Here is an 18,176-nt window from a genome sequence, read left to right on the forward strand (position 1 = left end):
ACACGGCCGTACGCTTCAGGCCACACCCGACCACGTGGGCGCCCCTGTACCGCGCGCCCCGCCCCACCGCACCACAAGTGCCTTTTTCCTCACTCCAGTTCCTCCTGGCACCGCTCCAGCCACTCCAGGTCCGCCTGGAGGTGCAGCATCGCGCCCTCTATGAGCAGGTGCGCGACCCGGTTGTCCCGGTCCTCGGACGCCGCCATCCGGGAGAGCTCCCGCAGGCTCTTGAGGTAGTGCCGGCGCTGTCTGTCGATGAGGGAGGTCCGGTCGGCGGCCCCGGCGCGGGTGGCGAGCGCCAGCTTCATGAAGAACTCGTCGCGGACCCGTGGTGCGACGGTGGCCTCCTTGAACCACACGGCCACCGTCTCCCGGCCGGCCGCGGTGATCCGGTAGGTCCGCTTGTTCGGGCGGTCCGGCTGCTCGACCTCCTCGCCCTCGATGAGGCCCGCCTTCTCCAACCGCCCCAGGGTGACGTATACCTGCCCTACGTTGGGCCGGGGGTAGGCCGTGCCCAGGAGTGCCTCCAGGGCCTGTTTGAGTTCATAGCCGTGCGCGGGTCCGCTGACCAGCAGCGCCAGGAGTGGCAACCGCACGCCTTCCCTCTCCCTGTGCCGTCGTCGCCTGTTGTCCATGCCCGTTGTCCCTCTCCCCTGCATGGCCAACGGCTATACATCGTCGCGTCCATGGAGCCGGCACACTCCCGTACTCGCTTGCCACGTACGGGAGTTGAGGTCGTGAGCAGGGGAAAGCGAGAAAGAAACCGGGGCCGTTCGGTGCAGAATCCCGATGTCATACCCCACAAATCCGGGCACGTATCGTTCGACTTTCGTCATTCAGTTGACACCGAAAAGATGCGGCTACCTAACATGCATGCATAACAGCAACTCGCAAGGCGCCACGCCGACTTGCGCCGTACGAAGTGGAACCGGCAGATGTTCACAGCCACCGCAGAACGCGGCCAACCGACCCCCGCCCAGGACACGGCTCAGCGCTGGTGGCGCGATGCGGTCATCTACCAGGTCTACGTGCGCAGCTTCCGCGACACCACCGGAGACGGTACCGGAGACCTCGCCGGGGTCCGCGGCGGCCTCCCCTACCTCAAGAAGCTCGGCGTGGACGGGATTTGGCTGAGCCCGTTCTTCCCGTCCCCGCAGCACGACCACGGCTACGACGTGGCGGACTACCGCGAGGTGGACCCGGCCTACGGCGATCTCGACGAGTTCGACCACCTGGTGACCGACGCCCACCGACTCGGCCTGAAGGTACTGCTGGATATCGTCCCCAACCACTGCTCCAGCGAACACCCGTGGTTCCAGGCGGCGTTGGAGGAGGGACCGGGCGGCCCGTCCCGTGCGCTCTTCCACTTCGCGGACGGCCTCGGGGAGAGCGGTGAACTGCCGCCCAACAACTGGCGGGCGATGTTCGGCGGGCCCGCCTGGTCCCGCGTCACCGAGGAGGACGGCACTCCCGGCCAGTGGTACCTCCACATGTTCACGCCCGAGCAGCCCGACCTGAACTGGCGCAACCCCGATGTCGCGGCCGACTTCGACAAGGTGCTGCGCTTCTGGCTGGACCGCGGGGTGGACGGCTTCCGCATCGACGTGGCCGCCGGGCTCTTCAAGCACCCCGAGCTCCCCGACTCCCCCGACCCGGCGGCCGACGAGCGCACCCGCGACTCGGTCAATCCGCTGGCCTGGAACCAGCCCGAGGTGCACCAGGTGTGGCGCGACTGGCGGGCGCTGTGCGAGGAGTACACCGCCCGGGACGGCCACGACCGGCTGCTGGTGGGCGAGGTCTCGGTGCGCACCCCGGGCGAGCAGGCCGCGTACGTCCGGCCCGACGAGCTGCACCAGGCGTTCTTCTTCCACCTGTTGACCGCGCGCTGGGACGCCGGCCTCTTCCGCAGGGTGATCTCCGAGGCGCTGACCGACATCGCGGACACCGGTTCCACCGTCACCTGGGTCCTCAACAACCACGACCAGGTACGGACCGTCACCCGCTACGCCGGCGAACCGGGCACCGTAGAGGCCGCGTCGGGACCGGCCCGGGCCCGTGCCGCGGCGCTGCTGATGCTGGCCCTCCCCGGGGCCGCGTACGTCTACCAGGGCGAGGAGTTGGGCCTGCCCGAGGTCGACGACCTGCCCGACGAGGTGCTCACCGACCCGATCTTCCACCGCACGGGCAGCCGGCAGCACATCCGGGACGGCTGCCGGGTGCCGCTGCCCTGGTCGGGCGAGACCGCCCCGTACGGCTTCAGCGCGGGCACGGCGGCGCGGACGTGGCTGCCGCAGCCCACGTCGTTCGCCGCGCACACCGCGGAGCGTGCGGTGGCCGACACCGGGTCCTTCTGGCATCTCTACCGCGAGGCGCTCCAGCTGCGCCGGGGCCTTCCCCAGCTCGGCGACGGCACGCTGCGCTGGATGGAGTCGGCGCCGCAGGTGTTGGCGTTCGAACGCGGCGACGGCCTGGTGTGCGCGGTGAACTTCGACACCGCCCCGGTGCCCGCCCCGGTGCCCGGCGTGCCGCTGCTGGCCAGTGGGGACTGCCCGGCCGGGACGCTCCCCGGGGCCACGGCCGCGTGGTGGATGGCCCCGGTCCGGCCGTTGCTGCCGTAGGGCCACGGCAGTTCAGGCCCCGGCGCGGTGTGGCGCCGGGGCCGGCGGGTGCACAGCATGACACCTCATCGTCAACTAACGGTTGACGTCCAGGAGATCGTCAACCTATGGTTGACGCATGACAGAACCCGTCCGTACGACGCATCCACTCCGCCTCGACGACCTGATCGAGGCCATCAAGAACAACCGCTCGGACGTACTGGAGCAGCTCTCCGACGCCGTGATCGCCGCGGACCACCTCGGCGAGGTGGCCGACCACCTCATCGGGCACTTCGTGGACCAGGCCCGGCGCTCGGGCGCGTCCTGGACCGACATCGGCAAGAGCATGGGCGTCACCAAACAGGCCGCCCAGAAGCGCTTCGTCCCGAAGGACCCGGCCGGCGGGTCGGACCTCAGTCCCGGCCAGGGCTTCAGCCGGTTCACCGAGCGGGCCCGGAACGTCGTGGTGGCGGCGCAGAACGAGGCCCACGCGGCGCACAACGACGAGATCCGCCCCGAGCACCTGGCGCTCGGCCTGCTCCGCGAGCCGGAGGCGCTCGCCATGCGGGCCATCGCCGCCCAGGGCGTGACCGGGGAGGCGCTCCGCGAGGCGATGACCGCCGCGCTGCCGCCCGCGGCCGACACCCTGCCCGCCCTCACCCCGTTCGACCCCCAGTCCCGGAAGGCCCTGGAGCTCACCTATCGGGAGGCCCTGCGACTGGGCCACAACTACATCGGCACCGAACACCTCCTGCTGGCCCTGCTGGAGCAGGAGAACGGCTCCGGTCCGCTCAACGGCCTGGGCATCGACAAGGCAGCCGCCGAGGCGTTCATCACCAAGGAGCTGGCCGCGATCCTCGCCGCCCGTAAGGAGCAGTAGCCGTACCGTCCAGGTAGTCCGGGGGGGCTCTGCGGTGGGAACTGTGGAGCCCCCACTCCTCTTCTACGCCTCTTTTACACCTCAGGACTGACGGCCCGTCAGTCGTCGTCCTGTCCCAGTTGCAGATCCCGTTCGGTCCGTCCGCCGCCCGCCAACCGCAGGACGGTGGCGACCGGCGGATATCCGGCCGCGATCACCGTGTACTCGCCGGCCGAGAGGTCCACGAAGCGGAAGAGCCCGTCGGTGCCGGTGGTCGCGGTGTCGACGACGCTGCCTCCGGCGTCGAGGAGGGTGACCCGGGCATCCTCGACGGGGCGCCCGCCGCCGGCCCGCACGGTGCCGCGCAGCACCGCGCCGCCGGCGAGCTCGACGTCCTGGCGGGTCTCGCGGGACGCCTGGACGGTGACCGACAGCGCGGCCGGCCGGAACGCGGGGGCGCTGGCGGCGAGGGTGTACTCGCCGGCCACCAACTCCCCGAGGACATAGGTTCCTTCGCGTCCGCTGCGGGTGCTGGCGACGACCTCGCCGCGGACGTCGGTGAGGGTGACTGCGGCCTCGCGGACCGGCGCGCCGCCGGCGGTGGTGACCGTGCCGGCGAGCCGCCCGGCGCCGCCGAGGACCACGTCCAGCTCCACCGGGCGTTCGCCGACGGCCACCGCGACGGCCTGCGGCTGGTGCCCGCCGGCCGCCGCGATCAGGACGTAGCCGCCGGCCCCGGGGGTGCTCAGCGCGTACCGGCCGTCCTCCCCGGTGGCGCCGCGGCCGACCTGCCGTCCGGCGGCGTCGATGAGGGTGAGCGCGGCGCGCGGCACGACGCTGCCGTCGTGGTGCCGGACGGTGCCGCACACCGGGACGCCGGACGCGGCGGGCCCGTTGGGCGCGGCGGCCGCGGACGACGTGGCGTGGGCGGCCCGGCCGGTGGCCCAACTCCCGCCGGGAACGGCAGAGTCGAGGGTGATGCCGGCGGTGGCGTCCACGGTGCCGCCGTCGGTGCTGCCGGCCGTGGTGTCGGCGGCGGAGCGGGCCGGTGGCACCGCGGCGGCTGCGGGGGCGTCGTACGGCGGTGGCGGGGCCTGCGGGGCCTGTCGAGCGTGGGGCATCAGGGGGCCCCGTTTCCACAAAAGGGCGAGCCGGAAGAGGGCGAGCAGGAAGCCCAGGACGAGGACCGGCGCGAGGAAGAGGGAACTCCGCGGCACGGCCGTCGCGGCGGCGGCGTAGCCGTCCCGCAGCGCGGTGGGCAGGGCCGCTGCCACCGGGAGGAGCGGCGCGGAGGCCGGCAGCCGGGCGACGAGGTGGCCGGCGAGCAGCGCGGCGGCGAGGCCGGCGCCGACGGTGCCGGCGAGTCGCCGCAGGCAGGCGACCGCGCCGGCCGGGTCCGGGTCGGGTACGGCGGTGCGGACGGCGAGCACCAGCACCGGCAGCACCAGTCCGAGGCCCAGCCCGAGGACGCCGGTCCAGAGGCCGAGGGCCGGGCGCGCGGCGTCCGGGCGCAGCTCGCCCAGGCGCCACAGGCCCGCCGCGGCCGCCGCGCAGCCCAGGATCGGCAGGACTGTGCCGTGACCGGTGCAGCGGACGAGCGGGCCGGTGGTGAGCGCGGCCGCCACCAGCGCGCCCGTCAGGGGCAGCATCAGCAGCCCGGACGCGGTGGCCGTGGTGCCGCCGGCCGCCTGGAGGAAGGACGGGAGGTGGCGCACCGCCCCGTAGAGAGCGAGGGCGAGGGCGGCGCCTACGAGGCCGGTGGGGCCGGCAAACGTGGCGCGGAGGAGGTGCGGCGGGATCAGTGGTGCGGCGGCGAGGTCCGGCCGGGGGCGGGCGGCGGGGCGGGGCAGCCGGACTGCGACCGCGGCCACGAAGAGGAGCAGGAGCCCGATCGGGACGTTGAGGGTGAGGCACCAGCGCCAGGCACCGTGGTCGGCGCAGTAGCCGCCCACCAGGGGGCCGGCCAGGAGGCCCGCCGCGTACGTGACGCCGGCCGCGGCCGTGCGGCGGGCGCGCGCCCCGGGCGGGGCGGTCTCGGCGAGGATCGCGTGGACGCAGGCCATCAGTCCGCCGGCACCGAAGCCCTGGACGGCCCGGTAGGCGACCAGCGCGGACATGGAGTGCGCGGTGCCGGCCAGTGCGGAGCCGGCGGTGAATACCAGGAGCGCGAGGAGGAAACCGGCCTTCCGGCCGAGGTGGTCGGCGAGCTTCCCGTTGAGCGGCAGTCCGAGGGCCGACGCCAGGATGTGGACGGCAACCACCCAGGTCGCCGCGGGGCCGCCGGAGAGTTCTCCGGCGATCGCCGGGAGGGCGGGGACGACGGCGGTCTGGCCGAGGGCCGCGGGCAGCAGTGCCGCCAGCAGGACGGGCCGGGCCGGCCGTACCGGGCGGGGGCCGGGTGGAGCCGGCGGGTCGTCGTGGGGTGGCGGTCCGGCCGGCTCCGGCTCGTGATCCGGGACCGCGGTCGCCTCGACAGCGGCATCCGGGGCCGTGGCCGCTTCGACGGCGGGCGCCTCGGTGGGCCGGTCGCGTTCGCTCAGGGTGGTCCCGCCCACGTCCTGCTCCCCTTCGTCACGCTGCTGCGGGCGCCCATTTCTCGCACTGGGCGACAACAGCGATCAACCAAGGAGGATCGGCGCAGGGTGGGCGGGAACGGACGTCAAGTGCCTTACGCGGGGCGGCTCTTGGGCTCCCATCAGGGGTTTCCGGCCGGCGGGCCGCCCGGAGGCCGGACGGCTCCGCGCGAGGAAAACCACCCGATCCGGTGAGCATGAAAGCACCCCGCCCGGTTTACGGGACGCCCCTTTCTCACTTCTCGATGTGGGCCGCTGTCACTTCTCCATGTGGGCCGCGAGGTTGGCGAGAAGCGCGTCGTAGATGCGGGCGAGCCCCTTGGGGGCGAAGGTCTTCTCGAAGAAGCCGCCGATGCCGCCGGCGCCCTGCCAGGTGGTGGTGACGACGACCCTGGCGCGCTGCTCGCCGGCCGGGGTGACGATCCAGGTGGTCACCATCGAGGAGTTGCGGTCCTTCTCCACCAACTGGCCGTCGGTGGGCTCGTCCACCTCCAGCAGGCAGTCGCGGACCCGCTTGCTGGTGGCCTGGAGCTTCCAGTGGACGAGGGTGCCCTTGCCGTCGCCGCCCTCGCGAACCTCGTACTCGCTGAAGTGCTCGGGCAGCAGCTGCCGGCGCGTGCCGCTGTAGTCGGCGAGCGCGTCGAACACGTCCTCCGGGTCCGCCGCGATCTCGCGCTGCGTGGTGGCCTCTACCTGCCCCATGTGTGTCTTCCTCCAGTAGTCGGCTGCCGGACCTGAGATGCGCCGCCAACCTGCGGTGCGCGCGGCCAAGCCAACCACCACTGGGCAGCGGGCCCAAATCCGGTTGACATCCCCGACGCGAACAGATGTTCTATTATCGAGGTGGGGGCTCGCCAGGATCACAACAGGAGGCCCGATGCGCTGGGACAATCTGGGAGAAGGCCCGTCCGCGCTGTTCGGCACGGATGTCGTCACTCGAACGGTGGACACCCCCGAGTTCCGCGGCATCACCTTCCACGAGGTGCGCGCCCGCTCGATCGTCAACCGCGTGCCGGGCGCCTCCCGTATGCCGTTCGAATGGACCGTGAACCCGTATCGCGGGTGCAGCCACGCCTGCGTCTACTGCTTCGCGCGCAAGACGCACGGCTATCTGGACCTCGACACCGGCCTCGGCTTCGACTCGCAGATCGTGGTCAAGGTCAACGCCCCGGAGCTGCTGCGCCGGGAGCTGGCCGCGCCCCGCTGGCGCGGCGACCACATCGCGATGGGCACCAGCGTCGACTGTTACCAACGCGCGGAGGGCCGCTATCAGTTGATGCCCGGCATCATCACCGCCCTGCGGGACCGCGCCAACCCGTTCTCGATCCTCACCAAGGGCACCCTGATCCTGCGCGATCTGGAGCTGCTGCGGCAGGCCGCCGAGGTCACCGACGTCGGCATCTCGGTCTCCGTCGGCTTCCTGGACCAGGCACTGTGGCGGACGGTCGAGCCCGGCACGCCCGCGCCCGGGCGGCGGCTCGACGTGGTGCGGACCCTCACCGCCCACGGCATCCCCTGCGGGGTCCTGATGGCGCCGGTGATCCCGTTCCTGTCCGACGCGCCGGAGCAGCTACGGGCCACGGTGCGGGCCGTCGCGCAGGCCGGAGCCGGCTCGGTCACGCCGCTGGTGCTCCATCTGCGGCCCGGCGCCCGCGAGTGGTTCCTGGCCTGGCTGGGCCGCCACCACCCGCATCTGGTGCGCCGCTACGAGGCGCTGTACGGCGGCGGCTCCTACGCCCCCACGTGGTACCAGCGCCGGATCACCCGGCAGGTCCACGAGCTGGCTGCCGAGTACGGCCTCGGGCCGTTCCGGCCGGGTCAGGCACGGCGGATACCGCCGAAGGCCGAGGTACCGGACGGGCCCGACGAGACTGTCCAACACGGGTCGCAGGCCACGCAGTTGACGCTGCTGTAGCGCCGCTCCTGCGCCTTCCCGGCTCCTCAGGCGCCGGTGGCGGCCGCAGCCGGGGCGGTGTCCAGGGCGCGGGCCAGGCGGTCGCGGGCGGCCGTCTGGGCGGCGATCCGGCGGTCGAGGACGGCGAGCCGCTCGCGGGCGATCCGCAGGCCCTCCGGGGAGGGCGGCGCGGTGGACAGGTCGCCGTCCAGGCAGCCCCGGAAGCAGGCGACGTCGGCGAGGGTGAGGCCGGCGTCGAGGAGATACCTGATGTTGCGGACCCGGACGGCGGCGCGGTCGTCGTAGACCCGGTAGCCGTTCGCCGCCCGCCGCGAGCCGATCAGGCCCTCGCTCTCGTACTTGCGCAGCGCCCGCGGTGACGTCCCCGTGCGGTCCGCCAGCTCTCCGATCCGCACGGATCGCCTCCTGTCCTCCGGGCCGGTCCGCGCCGCGTCCGGCCGCTCCTCCCGGCCCGGACGTACGCTACCGGCCCCGTTCAGCCGACCACCGCGCCCCCGTCCACCGGGAGGATCACCCCGGTCACGAAGGCCGCTTCCGGGGCGGCGAGGCGGGTGACGGCCCAGGCCACCTCCTCGGGGCGGCCGACGCGGCCCATCGGGGTGTGCTCGATCTGCCAGGCGCGCACCGCCGCCCGGCGTTCCGGGGTCCAGCCCTGGTGGTCCGCGATCGGGGTGTCGACCGCCCCGGGTGCCACGCCCACCACCCGCACGCCGCGCGGCGCCAGCTCCACCGCCCAACTGCGGGTGAGGAGTTCCAGGCCGGTCTTGGTGGCGGCGTAGACGGAGTTGCCGGGCCAGCCGCGCTGGCCGACCGAGGTGCTGATGTTCACCACGACGCCGCCGGCGCGCTCCAGAGAGGGCAGCGCCTCCTGGGTCAGCAGGACGGGCGCGATCAGATTGGTCGCCATCTGGGGCGCCATGGACTCCTTGGTGTGGCTGCCGAGGGCGCCACTGCCGACCACCGCGGCGTTGTTGACCAGGACGTCCAGCCGGCCGTAGGTCTCCACGGCGTGCCGGACGACGGCCTCGGGAGCGCCGTCCTCGGTGATGTCGGCGGGGTACGGGCTGATCTCGCCGTCGGTGCCGGCGGCGAGGGCGGCGGTCTCCGCCAGCGGTCCGGGGCGGCGGCCCACGGCCACCACGCGCGCGCCTTCCGCGGCGAACGCGCGGGCGGTGGCCCGGCCGATGCCGGTGCCGGCCCCGGTGATGACGACGACCCGGTGCGGGGTGCGCGGGGCGTGGGTGGTCTTCAGAGGTGTCTGTGCCATGCGGGAAGTCTCGAACCCTGCCCCCAGGGACAAGGTCAAGCACCGCGTCCAGGGCGGGGCGGCCGTCCGGTGGGGTATCCGACTGACCGGTGTCCACCGGGACTTCGGCCCTCTGTGGCAGGGACCGGACCGCGGGAGGCAGACATGGCAGGGGCGGAAGTGTGGGGTGCGGACAGGGCTCGTGAGGGGACGGACGGGCGGCCGCCGCGGGGAGTGCGGATACGGGATATGGCGGAGGCCGATGTCAACGGGGTCTCGGCGGTGCGGGTCCGAGGCCGGCAGACGGCGTAGCAGGAGCTGATGCCGCAGGCGTATCCGGACGCGTTGAGCGTGGCGGAGGACGCCCGTAAGCGCCGGGAGCGGTTCGCGCGCCGTCGGCCCGGGGCGTGGGCGCTGCCGGCGGCCGGGACGGCCCGGGCCGCGGCCCGCGGGTTCGGCGCGCTCGCTCTGTGGGTGGTACGGGGCAACGCCCGCGCCCGGCGCTTCTCCGAGCGCGCCGGTTTCGTGCCGGACGGGTCCGAGGAGGCGTACGACGTGGGCGGGTGGCGCGTCCCGGAGGTGCGCTACCCGCGCCCGCTCCCGTAAGCCGGTTGTCCGCGTCCGCTCTCCCGGCCGGTTGTCCGCTCCCGCGCCTTCAACCAGCCGGACCGGTGCCGTCCGCCCTTCCCGCCGCGCCCTCGGCCGCCGGACCGCCCGGGCCCACCGCGGGCGGGTCCTCGTGGACGCCCAGCCGGGCCAGGGACGCGGCGGCGGCCGCGGCGAGCCGGGGGTGGCCGGTGGCCGCCCGCAGCGCCGGGACCGCCCGTTTGTCGCCGAGGGCGCCCAGGCCCTCCACACAGGCCAGCGCCACCCGCCAGTACGGGGTGTGCGGGGTCAACAGCCGTTCCAGGGTGGCGATCAGGGCGGGGACGGACTGCGGGGCGCGGAGCTCGACGAGCAGCCGGACGGGGTGCAGGGCGTAGGCGGTGCGCAGCGGGTTGGTGGCGAGGGCGGCCGCGGCGCGGGCGGTGCGGGGGTCGTTGAGCCTGCCGAGGGCGTGCGCGGCGGTGGCGCAGCGGACCGGTTCGCGGTAGTTGAGCAGTAAGACCAGGGTCTCGAAGGCGCGCTTGTCGCCGGCGCAGCCGAGGATGAAGGCGGCGATCTCCCGGGCCCACAGGGGGCGCTCCACCGCGGTCAGCATCCGGGCGAGTTCCTCGCGTCCGGCGGGGCTGTTCTTGCGGGCCAGCCCGAGCAGCCGCTCGTAGGCGACCAGATCCTGCGGGGAACGGAGTTCGGCCCGCACCCGGTCCGTCAACTCGTGGAATTCGTCTTCCATTTGCCGCTCCCCTCCTGCCGGCCGCCCTGGTTCGCAGGGCGTGGCCGGCACCACAACCTAATGACCCGCATTACCCCTGGCGCTACGGTTACCCACCGGTTAACCTGCTGGAAGGAGCAGCACCCCTGCTCGGGCGGCCTGGTGACGCAGCCGCCGGAGTGTGTCGTCGGTTCGGCACACCACCCAGCACCACCGTCCGCGCGGGCACGGCAGCCCGCGCGACGACATCCTCACAGCACGCCCCTCAGGGGGGAAGCGCCACGGCCTCGGGACAGGGCCCGCAGCGCTCCTCCACCGCAGGCGCTGCCCGCAGTGCCGTGGCATTCCGCGGCCCTTTCCGCCGCCGGCCGGCCACGTGCCGCCGCAAGGACGCGCCGGTGCGCCTCAGCCCTCAGTCGTCACGTTCTCCCCTGCCGCAGGGGAACACCTTCAGGAGTCTCGCGATGGGCCGTCAGTCCACCCCTGATCCCGCCACTGCCCCCTCCGCCGCATCCGCCACGGCGCCGTCCGCCGCGCCCGCCTCCCCGGCTCTCGCCACCATCGCCGTCGTCGGCCTGGGCACCATGGGCACCGGCATCGCCGAGGTGCTGACCCGGGCCGGCCGCGAGGTCGTCGGCATCGACACCGACGAGGCCGCGGCGCGCCGGGCCCGCGCCGCCCTCGAAGCCGGCACCGCCCGCGCCGTGCGGCGCGAGCGCATGACCGAACGGGAACGGCAGGACGTGCTGTCCCGCTTCCGCACGTTCGGCGAGCTGCAGGCCGCCCGGGACGCCGACCTCGTCATCGAGGTGGTGCCGGAGGACTACGAGCTCAAGCGGGAGGTCTTCACCGCGCTGGACGGCATCGTCCGCCCCGACACCATCCTCGCCACCGGCACCAACGCGCTGTCGGTGACCCGGCTCGCCGCCGACTCGCTGCGCCCCGAGCGGGTGCTCGGCGTCCACTTCTTCAACCCGGCGCCGGCCATGAAGCTGGTCGAGGTGGTCTCCTCGGTGCTGACCGCGCCGACCGCCGTCGCGGCCGTCACCGCCCTCGCCCACGAGCTGGGCAAGGACCCGATCGCGGTGGGCGACCGCCCCGGCTTCGTCGCCGACGGACTGCTCTTCGGCTACCTCAACCAGGCCGCCGCGATGTACGAGTCGAAGTACGCCACCCGCGAGGACATCGACGCGGCGATGCGGCTCGGCTGCGGCCTGCCGATGGGCCCGCTGGCGCTGCTCGACCTGATCGGCGTGGACACCGCCCGCACGGTCCTGGAGGCCATGTACGCCGAGTCCCGCGACCGGCTGCACGCGCCCGCGCCGATCCTCGGCCAGCTCGCCGACGCGGGCCTGACCGGCCGCAAGGCGGGCCGCGGCTTCTACACCTACGAGGCGCCCGGCTCCGCGACGGTCGTGCCGGATGCCCAGACCCCGACGGACGATGCCGGCGGCGGCGCGGCGGCCGGCCGCCCGGTCCGCAGCGTCGGCGTCGCCGGCTCCGGGACGATGGCCAGAGGCATCGCCGAGGTGTTCGCCAAGGCGGGCTTCACCGTGGTGCTGGCCGCCCGCGGCCAGGAGAAGGCCGACCGGGCCAAGGAGCGGATCGCGAAGTCGCTGGCCCGCTCGGTGGACAAGGGCCGGCTGACCGCCGAGGCGCGCGACGCGGCGCTGGCCGCGATCACCCCGGCCGGCTCGCTGGACGCCTTCGCCGACGTCGACCTGGCGGTGGAGGCGGTGGCCGAGGACCTGGCCGTCAAGCAGCAGCTGTTCCGCACGCTGGACAAGGTCTGCAAGCCGGGCGCCGTGCTGGCCACCACCACCTCGTCCCTGCCGGTCGTCGCCTGCGCCCGCGCCACCTCGCGCCCGCAGGACGTCATCGGGATGCACTTCTTCAACCCGGCGCCGGCCATGAAGCTGGTTGAGGTGGTCCGCACCGTCCTGACCGGCGAAGAGGTGCACGCCACGGTCCGCGCGGTGTGCGCCAAGGTCCGCAAGCACCCGGTGGACTGCGGCGACCGGGCCGGCTTCATCGTCAACGCGCTGCTGTTCCCGTACCTGAACAACGCGGTCAAGATGGTCCAGGAGCACTACGCCTCGCTGGACGACATCGACGCCGCGATGAAGCTGGGCGGCGGCTACCCGATGGGGCCGTTCGAGCTGCTGGACGTGGTGGGGCTGGACGTCTCGCTCGCCATCGAGAAGGTGCTGCACGCCGCGTTCCGCGACCCGGGGCTGGCCCCGGCGCCGCTGCTGGAGCACCTCGTCGCGGCGGGCTGCCTGGGTCGGAAGACCGGTCGCGGCTTCCGTGAGTACGCCCGGCGCTGACGCGCGGCGGCGCCCCCGGGACCGGGGCGGGTGGGGCGGGCTGCTGGAGCCACCGGGCGCCCGCCCCGGCGTCCCGCCGCAGGTCACGGGGGCCCGAGCGGTATCTCATGCCGCAGGCCGCGAGAATATGCAGTACCTTCCCCACATGTCCCAGCCCGCGCGCCCGCCGTCCTCCGACGCCTCCGACCCGCCCACTCCCGGCACCCGCCGGGCGGCCGCCCAGCGGCTCAAGATGCGCCGCGAACTGTCGGCCGCCGCCATGGAACTGTTCGCGACCAAGGGCTACGAGGCCACCACGGTCGACGAGATCGCGGCCGCCGCGGGCGTCGCCCGGCGCACCTTCTTCCGGCACTTCCGCTCCAAGGAAGAGGCCATCTTCCCCGACCACGACGACACGCTGGTGCGTGCCGAGGCCGTCCTGGACGCCGCCCCGCCGCACGAGAACCCCCTCGACACGGTCTGCCGCGGCATCAAGGAAGTCATGCGGATGTACGCGTCCGCCCCGGCGGTGTCCGTGGCCCGTTACCGCCTCACCCGCGAGGTACCCACCCTCCGGGAGGCCGAGATCGCCTCGGTGGCCCGCTACGAGCGGCTGTTCACCCGCTATCTCCTGGGCCACTTCGACGAGGGCGCGCACCGCGAGGGCGACGACGACCCGCTGCTCGCCGAGGTCGCCGCGTCCGCCGTGGTCACCGCGCACAACCACGTCCTGCGCCGCTGGCTGCGGGCCGGCGCGGAGGGCGACGTCGAGACGCAGCTGGACCACGCCTTCGAGATCGTCCGGGAGACCTTCGGCGCGGGCATCGGCGCGGGCCGGGCGACCTCCGCGGAGACGCCTTCGGCGACGGTCTCCCGGGAGGGCGAGGTACTGGTCGCGGTCGCCCGCACCGACGCCCCGCTCGACGAGGTCATGCGCACCATCCGCAAGGCCCTCAAGGAACGGCACTCGGACACGCCCTGACCGCCTGCCGCGCCGGCGGGCCCGGGCAAGATCCGCGGAGCGGCTGACGGGCCCGCCCCGCTCGTGCTATCCACGGGACGTGGAGGACGCGAGCGGGGCGGGGCCAACTCCGGGCACGCACAACACGATCGGCGGCGGAACGGCAGGGCTCATCATCCAGGCCGGGCAGGCATCCATAGGCTTCCCCGGTCCCGCCCGCCACGTCGCACTGAACGCTCTGCCCCCGCGTCCCGCCGCCTTCCTCGGCCGCTCCGGAGCACTCGCCGAACTCCTCGCCCTCCTGGCGCCCGGCCAGCATGACGAACCACCGCGGGTGATCGCACTCGCCGGAGAGGGAGGAGTGGGCAAGACCGCCCTGCTGGCCGTCGCCGCTCACGCGGCGCGGCCCCGGTTTCCCGGCGGTGTGCTCGCCGCAGACGCGGGCGCACACAGCCGGCGGGATGCACTGACCGCCGAGGAACTGCTGGGGACGTATCTGCGGGCGATCGGCATCCCCGGGGACCAGCTCGAGCCCCACCGGAGCGGCTTAAAAAGCCAGTTCCACACCAAGCTCGGTGAGGCACCCGACCCGATGCTGATCCTGCTCGACGACGCGGCAGCCGAGGACCACATCGCCTCAGTGGTACCGCCCGACGGCCGCCACCTGCTGCTGGTCACCGTCCGCACCGCGCCCACCGACCCGGCCGTCACCGTCCTCCCGCTGGACTCGCTCGCTCCCGAGGATTCCGTCGCGCTGCTGGAGTCCATGACCGCCGCCCCGGTGCCGCGCGCCCGGCTCGCCGAGATCGCCGGGCTCTGCGGGCACCTGCCGCTCGCCCTGCACGTCGTCGCGGCGCGGCTGGGGCACGCCGCGGAAAGCGCCGAGCGGGTGCTGGCCTCGTTACGCCCACCGGGCGAGCGGCTGGCCGAACTCGGTCCCGTACGGCGGGCGTTCACCGCGTCCTACGAGGCCCTGAGCGACGACGACGCACGGATGCTGCGCCGGCTGGGCCTGCACCCCGGCACCGGGATCGAGGCCGGGGCCGCGGCCGCCCTGGCCGACGTCCCGGAGGCCGAAGCCGACCGTGCGCTGCGCCGCCTCACCCGGGCGCACCTGCTCCGCCCCGCGGGTCCGGACGGCCGGGTCCGCTTCCACGACCTGCTCCGGCTCTACGCGGGTGAACTGGCCGCCGGTGAACCGGAGTCCGTCCGTGCCGCAGCGCTGGACTGCCTGCTGGACCACTACGAGCGCTCCGCCGCCGACGCCGATGCCGCCCAGGACGACGCGTGGTTCGCCCGCGAGCACGAGACGCTGACGGCAGCCCTGGCGAGGGCGGTGGAGCGAGGGCTGGACGGGCACGTGGGGCCGATCGCCCGCCCGCTGGGCGCCTCTCTCGCCCGCCGCGGGCTGGTGTTGGACGCGCTGGCCGTACTGGAGTCCGGGGTGCGGGCCGCGCAGCGGCGTGCCGACCACGAGCAGGAGGCGGAGCTGCTGCGCGCGATGCGGCAGCAGTACCGCGCCGTGGGGCGGCCGACGGAGGCCAGGGCGTGTGCGGAGGCGGGGCATCTGGCCTGGGTGCGGGCGGGTGTGCGACCGGCCGCGTTCCACGACGACCTGGGGGAACAGGCAGCGGACCTGGGGGACTTCGCTGCCGCGGTCCACCATCTGGAACGGGCTCGGGCGCTGTGGCCGCAGCACGAGGCGCGGCGGGCGGCGGCGTCCCTGAGCGCCCTGGGCGAGGCCCTGGAGCGGCTGGGTCACGCGGACGCGGCGGCCATGGCCTACGGGCTGGCGGGACGGACCGCCCTCGGCGCCGGCGACCACACGGTCCAGGCGTACGTCTGGCTGCAGTTGGCCCGACGGGCCGACGATCCGCACGGCCGGCTGCGCCTGATCCAGGCCGGTCTGGACGCGGCACGGAAGGCCGGTGACGTCCGCGCGACGGTCGAGGCGCTGGCCGCACAGGGCACGGCACTGATGGAGAACGGCCGGCCGGCGGACGCCGAGCCGTTGCTCAAGGAGGCCCGCGACCTGGCCGACGAGAACAACCTCCTGCTGCTCCGGGTCCGGCTGCTGACCCTGGAGGCGTCCCGGCTGGAGCTGGCGGGGGACCTGACGGCCGCGGAAGAGTTGCGGTCCGAACTCGGCGACTCCGAGCCGCCGGTGGCCCCCGCGGTCCCCGCTCCCCCGGTCCGGCCCGCGGCCCACATCCGCCCCGTACTCCTCCGCCTCTTCGCGCTCCCGCTCTGTGCCGCCCTGTGGGCCGCCGGGTGTCTCGCGGCGCCCGGAGGAGGGCCGCCGCCGGTCGCGCTGTCGCTGGCGCAGCTCGGCCTGGCCGGGGTCACCGCCTGGGCCGCCCGGCGGGTGTGGCTGCGCGGCTCGGGCGGGCGGACGGGCGATCTCGTCGCGGCCGTCGCGCACCGGCGGCACGCGGAGGTGGCCGTCGCCCTGCTTCTCGTGGGCACCTGGGCCGGGGCCCCGCGGACCGCCGCCGCCGTCCCCGCGGCCCTCCTGTGCCTGCACTCCCTCGCCCAACACTGGCCGGCGTCGCGGACCCGGCGGCTCCGTCGGTATCGCCCGCGTTCCGACTGACGCCTCACCCGAATGGCGTAAGGGACGCACTCCTACCGTCCGCATGCGAGCCGATACATATCGGAACAAATACCACCTCCATCGGCCCGTTCTTTGCTCATGCGTGCCCAGCGCATGACATCTGAGAGAAATTCTTGGCACTCAGTGTCTTGTCGGCTGGCACGCGGTGTCATACGTTGTGGGTGTCCGGGCGGCCGGCGCACCACCCAACCGTGGCGTGCCGACTGTCCCCGCAAGCACCTTGCGCGCCCGGACGCCTGCGTCACAGGCACCCCTCGCGCTCACCGGCGCAATGCCGAGCACCACCGGCCGAACCGACGGCACCGCCCCCGCACCACCCCCGACGTTCCCTCAAGCCGTTCCGCAACGTTTCCCCAAGCTCTCAACTGCGATCGAGCAGGGGAGCCCCCTCCCGCCGGAGGCATACCGTGAACCAGATACTCGATGCGATCCTCGCGCCGGACAGTACGCGCGAGGACTTCGCCGCCCTCCCCCTCCCCGAGTCCTACCGCGCGGTCACCGTGCACAAGGACGAGGCCGAGATGTTCGCCGGCCTGTCCACCCGCGAGAAGGACCCCCGCAAGTCGCTGCACGTCGAGGACGTGCCGGTGCCCGAACTCGGGCCGGGCGAGGCGCTGGTGGCCGTGATGGCCTCCTCGGTGAACTACAACTCGGTGTGGACCTCGATCTTCGAGCCGCTGCCCACGTTCGGCTTCCTGGAGCGCTACGGGCGGCTCTCGCCGCTCGCCAAGCGCCACGACCTGCCGTACCACGTCATCGGCTCGGACCTCGCCGGCGTGGTGCTGCGCACCGGTCCGGGCGTCAACGCCTGGCACCCCGGTGACGAGGTCGTCGCGCACTGCCTCTCCGTGGAGCTGGAGTCCTCCGACGGCCACAACGACACCATGCTCGACCCCGAGCAGCGGATCTGGGGCTTCGAGACCAACTTCGGCGGCCTGGCGGAGATCGCGCTGGTCAAGTCCAACCAGCTGATGCCCAAGCCGCAGCACCTCAGCTGGGAGGAGGCGGCCGCGCCGGGCCTGGTCAACTCCACCGCCTACCGGCAGCTGGTCTCGCAGAACGGCGCGGCGATGAAGCAGGGCGACAACGTCCTGATCTGGGGCGCCAGCGGCGGCCTCGGCTCGTACGCGACCCAGTTCGCGCTGGCCGGCGGCGCCAATCCGATCTGCGTGGTCTCCTCCGACCAGAAGGCGGAGATCTGCCGGAAGATGGGCGCCGAGGCGATCATCGACCGCAACGCCGAGGGCTACCGGTTCTGGAAGGACGAGCACAACCAGGACCCCAGGGAGTGGAAGCGCTTCGGCAAGCGCATCCGCGAGCTGACCGGCGGCGAGGACGTGGACATCGTCTTCGAGCACCCGGGCCGGGAGACGTTCGGCGCCTCGGTGTACGTCACCCGCAAGGGCGGCACCATCGTCACCTGCGCCTCAACCTCCGGCTACCAGCACGAGTACGACAACCGCTACCTGTGGATGTCGCTGAAGCGGATCGTCGGCTCGCACTTCGCCAACTACCGGGAGGCGTGGGAGGCCAACCGGCTGATCGCCAAGGGAAAGATCCACCCGACGCTGTCCAAGACGTACCGCCTGGAGGACACTGGCCAGGCCGCCCACGACGTGCACCGCAACCTCCACCAGGGCAAGGTCGGCGTGCTGTGCCTGGCCCCCGAGGAGGGCATGGGCGTGCGCGACGAGCAGCTGCGCGCGAAGCACATCGATGCGATCAACCTGTTCCGCGACACGGCGCCGCAGGCCGGCGCACCCGACCGGAACGCCTGAGGATCGGGACTA

The 18,176-nt window shown here is 73.6% G+C and carries 14 protein-coding genes; 8 read left to right on the plus strand and 6 right to left on the minus strand.

Annotated features, from left to right (window positions below; genetic code table 11):
* Window positions 1-89: 89 nt before the first annotated feature.
* Window positions 90-596, minus strand: a complete 507-nt coding sequence (locus ACRAS8_RS07400) for a PadR family transcriptional regulator (RefSeq protein ID WP_438485012.1) — start codon at window positions 594-596, stop codon at window positions 90-92.
* 339 nt (window positions 597-935) lie between these two features.
* Between ACRAS8_RS07400 and ACRAS8_RS07405 the strand changes: the two genes are divergently transcribed.
* Complete coding sequence (locus ACRAS8_RS07405) at window positions 936-2,618, plus strand: glycoside hydrolase family 13 protein (RefSeq protein WP_438485013.1); 1,683 nt, start codon at window positions 936-938, stop codon at window positions 2,616-2,618.
* Window positions 2,619-2,736: 118 nt separating this feature from the next.
* Window positions 2,737-3,477, plus strand: a complete 741-nt coding sequence (locus ACRAS8_RS07410) for a Clp protease N-terminal domain-containing protein (RefSeq protein ID WP_438485014.1) — start codon at window positions 2,737-2,739, stop codon at window positions 3,475-3,477.
* Between the two features lie 98 nt (window positions 3,478-3,575).
* Here ACRAS8_RS07410 and ACRAS8_RS07415 read toward each other — a convergent pair whose 3' ends face one another.
* Complete coding sequence (locus tag ACRAS8_RS07415; protein WP_438485016.1) at window positions 3,576-6,011, minus strand: MFS transporter; 2,436 nt, start codon at window positions 6,009-6,011, stop codon at window positions 3,576-3,578.
* Window positions 6,012-6,287: 276 nt separating this feature from the next.
* Window positions 6,288-6,731 (minus strand): SRPBCC family protein, encoded by a 444-nt coding sequence (locus tag ACRAS8_RS07420; RefSeq protein ID WP_438485018.1) that lies wholly within the window; start codon window positions 6,729-6,731, stop codon window positions 6,288-6,290.
* A gap of 175 nt (window positions 6,732-6,906) precedes the next feature.
* Between ACRAS8_RS07420 and ACRAS8_RS07425 the strand changes: the two genes are divergently transcribed.
* Entirely contained in the window at window positions 6,907-7,944 is a 1,038-nt protein-coding gene (locus tag ACRAS8_RS07425) for an Rv2578c family radical SAM protein (protein ID WP_438485020.1), read from the plus strand.
* Between the two features lie 26 nt (window positions 7,945-7,970).
* On the opposite strand, the gene ACRAS8_RS07430 is transcribed toward ACRAS8_RS07425, so the two are convergent.
* Together ACRAS8_RS07430 and ACRAS8_RS07435 are read right to left on the minus strand one after the other, a co-directional pair.
* The gene (locus ACRAS8_RS07430) at window positions 7,971-8,339 is read right to left on the minus strand and encodes a MerR family transcriptional regulator (RefSeq protein WP_438485022.1); all 369 of its coding nucleotides are present in this window, start codon (window positions 8,337-8,339) and stop codon (window positions 7,971-7,973) included.
* 80 nt (window positions 8,340-8,419) lie between these two features.
* The gene (locus ACRAS8_RS07435; RefSeq protein WP_438485024.1) at window positions 8,420-9,211 is read right to left on the minus strand and encodes an SDR family NAD(P)-dependent oxidoreductase; all 792 of its coding nucleotides are present in this window, start codon (window positions 9,209-9,211) and stop codon (window positions 8,420-8,422) included.
* Between the two features lie 300 nt (window positions 9,212-9,511).
* Here ACRAS8_RS07435 and ACRAS8_RS07440 point away from each other — a divergent pair, with 300 nt between their 5' ends.
* A complete protein-coding gene (locus ACRAS8_RS07440) occupies window positions 9,512-9,796 on the plus strand; it encodes a hypothetical protein (RefSeq protein ID WP_438485026.1) in 285 nt (94 codons plus the stop codon).
* A 49-nt stretch (window positions 9,797-9,845) separates the two neighbouring features.
* Here ACRAS8_RS07440 and ACRAS8_RS07445 read toward each other — a convergent pair whose 3' ends face one another.
* Window positions 9,846-10,526 carry a HEAT repeat domain-containing protein gene (locus ACRAS8_RS07445; RefSeq protein WP_438485028.1) on the minus strand — a complete coding sequence of 227 codons (681 nt, stop codon included), beginning with the start codon at window positions 10,524-10,526 and terminating at the stop codon, window positions 9,846-9,848.
* A gap of 443 nt (window positions 10,527-10,969) precedes the next feature.
* Between ACRAS8_RS07445 and ACRAS8_RS07450 the strand changes: the two genes are divergently transcribed.
* The 4 genes from ACRAS8_RS07450 to ccrA all read left to right on the plus strand — a co-directional run bounded on the left by ACRAS8_RS07450 (window position 10,970) and on the right by ccrA (window position 18,164).
* Complete coding sequence (locus tag ACRAS8_RS07450) at window positions 10,970-12,832, plus strand: 3-hydroxyacyl-CoA dehydrogenase family protein (protein ID WP_438485030.1); 1,863 nt, start codon at window positions 10,970-10,972, stop codon at window positions 12,830-12,832.
* A 145-nt stretch (window positions 12,833-12,977) separates the two neighbouring features.
* Window positions 12,978-13,793, plus strand: a complete 816-nt coding sequence (locus tag ACRAS8_RS07455; RefSeq protein ID WP_438485032.1) for a TetR family transcriptional regulator — start codon at window positions 12,978-12,980, stop codon at window positions 13,791-13,793.
* A gap of 79 nt (window positions 13,794-13,872) precedes the next feature.
* On the plus strand, window positions 13,873-16,365 hold the full coding sequence (locus ACRAS8_RS07460) for an AAA family ATPase (protein ID WP_438485034.1): 2,493 nt from the start codon (window positions 13,873-13,875) through the stop codon (window positions 16,363-16,365).
* A gap of 428 nt (window positions 16,366-16,793) precedes the next feature.
* Window positions 16,794-18,164 (plus strand): crotonyl-CoA carboxylase/reductase, encoded by a 1,371-nt coding sequence (ccrA, locus tag ACRAS8_RS07465; protein WP_438485036.1) that lies wholly within the window; start codon window positions 16,794-16,796, stop codon window positions 18,162-18,164.
* Window positions 18,165-18,176: the final 12 nt, after the last annotated feature.

The sequence above is a fragment of the Streptomyces sp. S186 genome, assembly GCF_051603415.1.
Classification (GTDB): Bacteria; Actinomycetota; Actinomycetes; order Streptomycetales; family Streptomycetaceae; genus Streptomyces.

Coding starts and splice junctions, on each gene's coding strand:
- ACRAS8_RS07405 (WP_438485013.1), top strand. CDS start 936: ATGTTCACAGCCACCGCAGAACGCGGCCAACCGACCCCCGCCCAGGAC.
- ACRAS8_RS07410 (WP_438485014.1), top strand. CDS start 2,737: ATGACAGAACCCGTCCGTACGACGCATCCACTCCGCCTCGACGACCTG.
- ACRAS8_RS07420 (WP_438485018.1), bottom strand. CDS start 6,731: ATGGGGCAGGTAGAGGCCACCACGCAGCGCGAGATCGCGGCGGACCCG.
- ACRAS8_RS07425 (WP_438485020.1), top strand. CDS start 6,907: ATGCGCTGGGACAATCTGGGAGAAGGCCCGTCCGCGCTGTTCGGCACG.
- ACRAS8_RS07435 (WP_438485024.1), bottom strand. CDS start 9,211: ATGGCACAGACACCTCTGAAGACCACCCACGCCCCGCGCACCCCGCAC.
- ACRAS8_RS07440 (WP_438485026.1), top strand. CDS start 9,512: ATGCCGCAGGCGTATCCGGACGCGTTGAGCGTGGCGGAGGACGCCCGT.
- ACRAS8_RS07445 (WP_438485028.1), bottom strand. CDS start 10,526: ATGGAAGACGAATTCCACGAGTTGACGGACCGGGTGCGGGCCGAACTC.
- ACRAS8_RS07450 (WP_438485030.1), top strand. CDS start 10,970: ATGGGCCGTCAGTCCACCCCTGATCCCGCCACTGCCCCCTCCGCCGCA.
- ACRAS8_RS07455 (WP_438485032.1), top strand. CDS start 12,978: ATGTCCCAGCCCGCGCGCCCGCCGTCCTCCGACGCCTCCGACCCGCCC.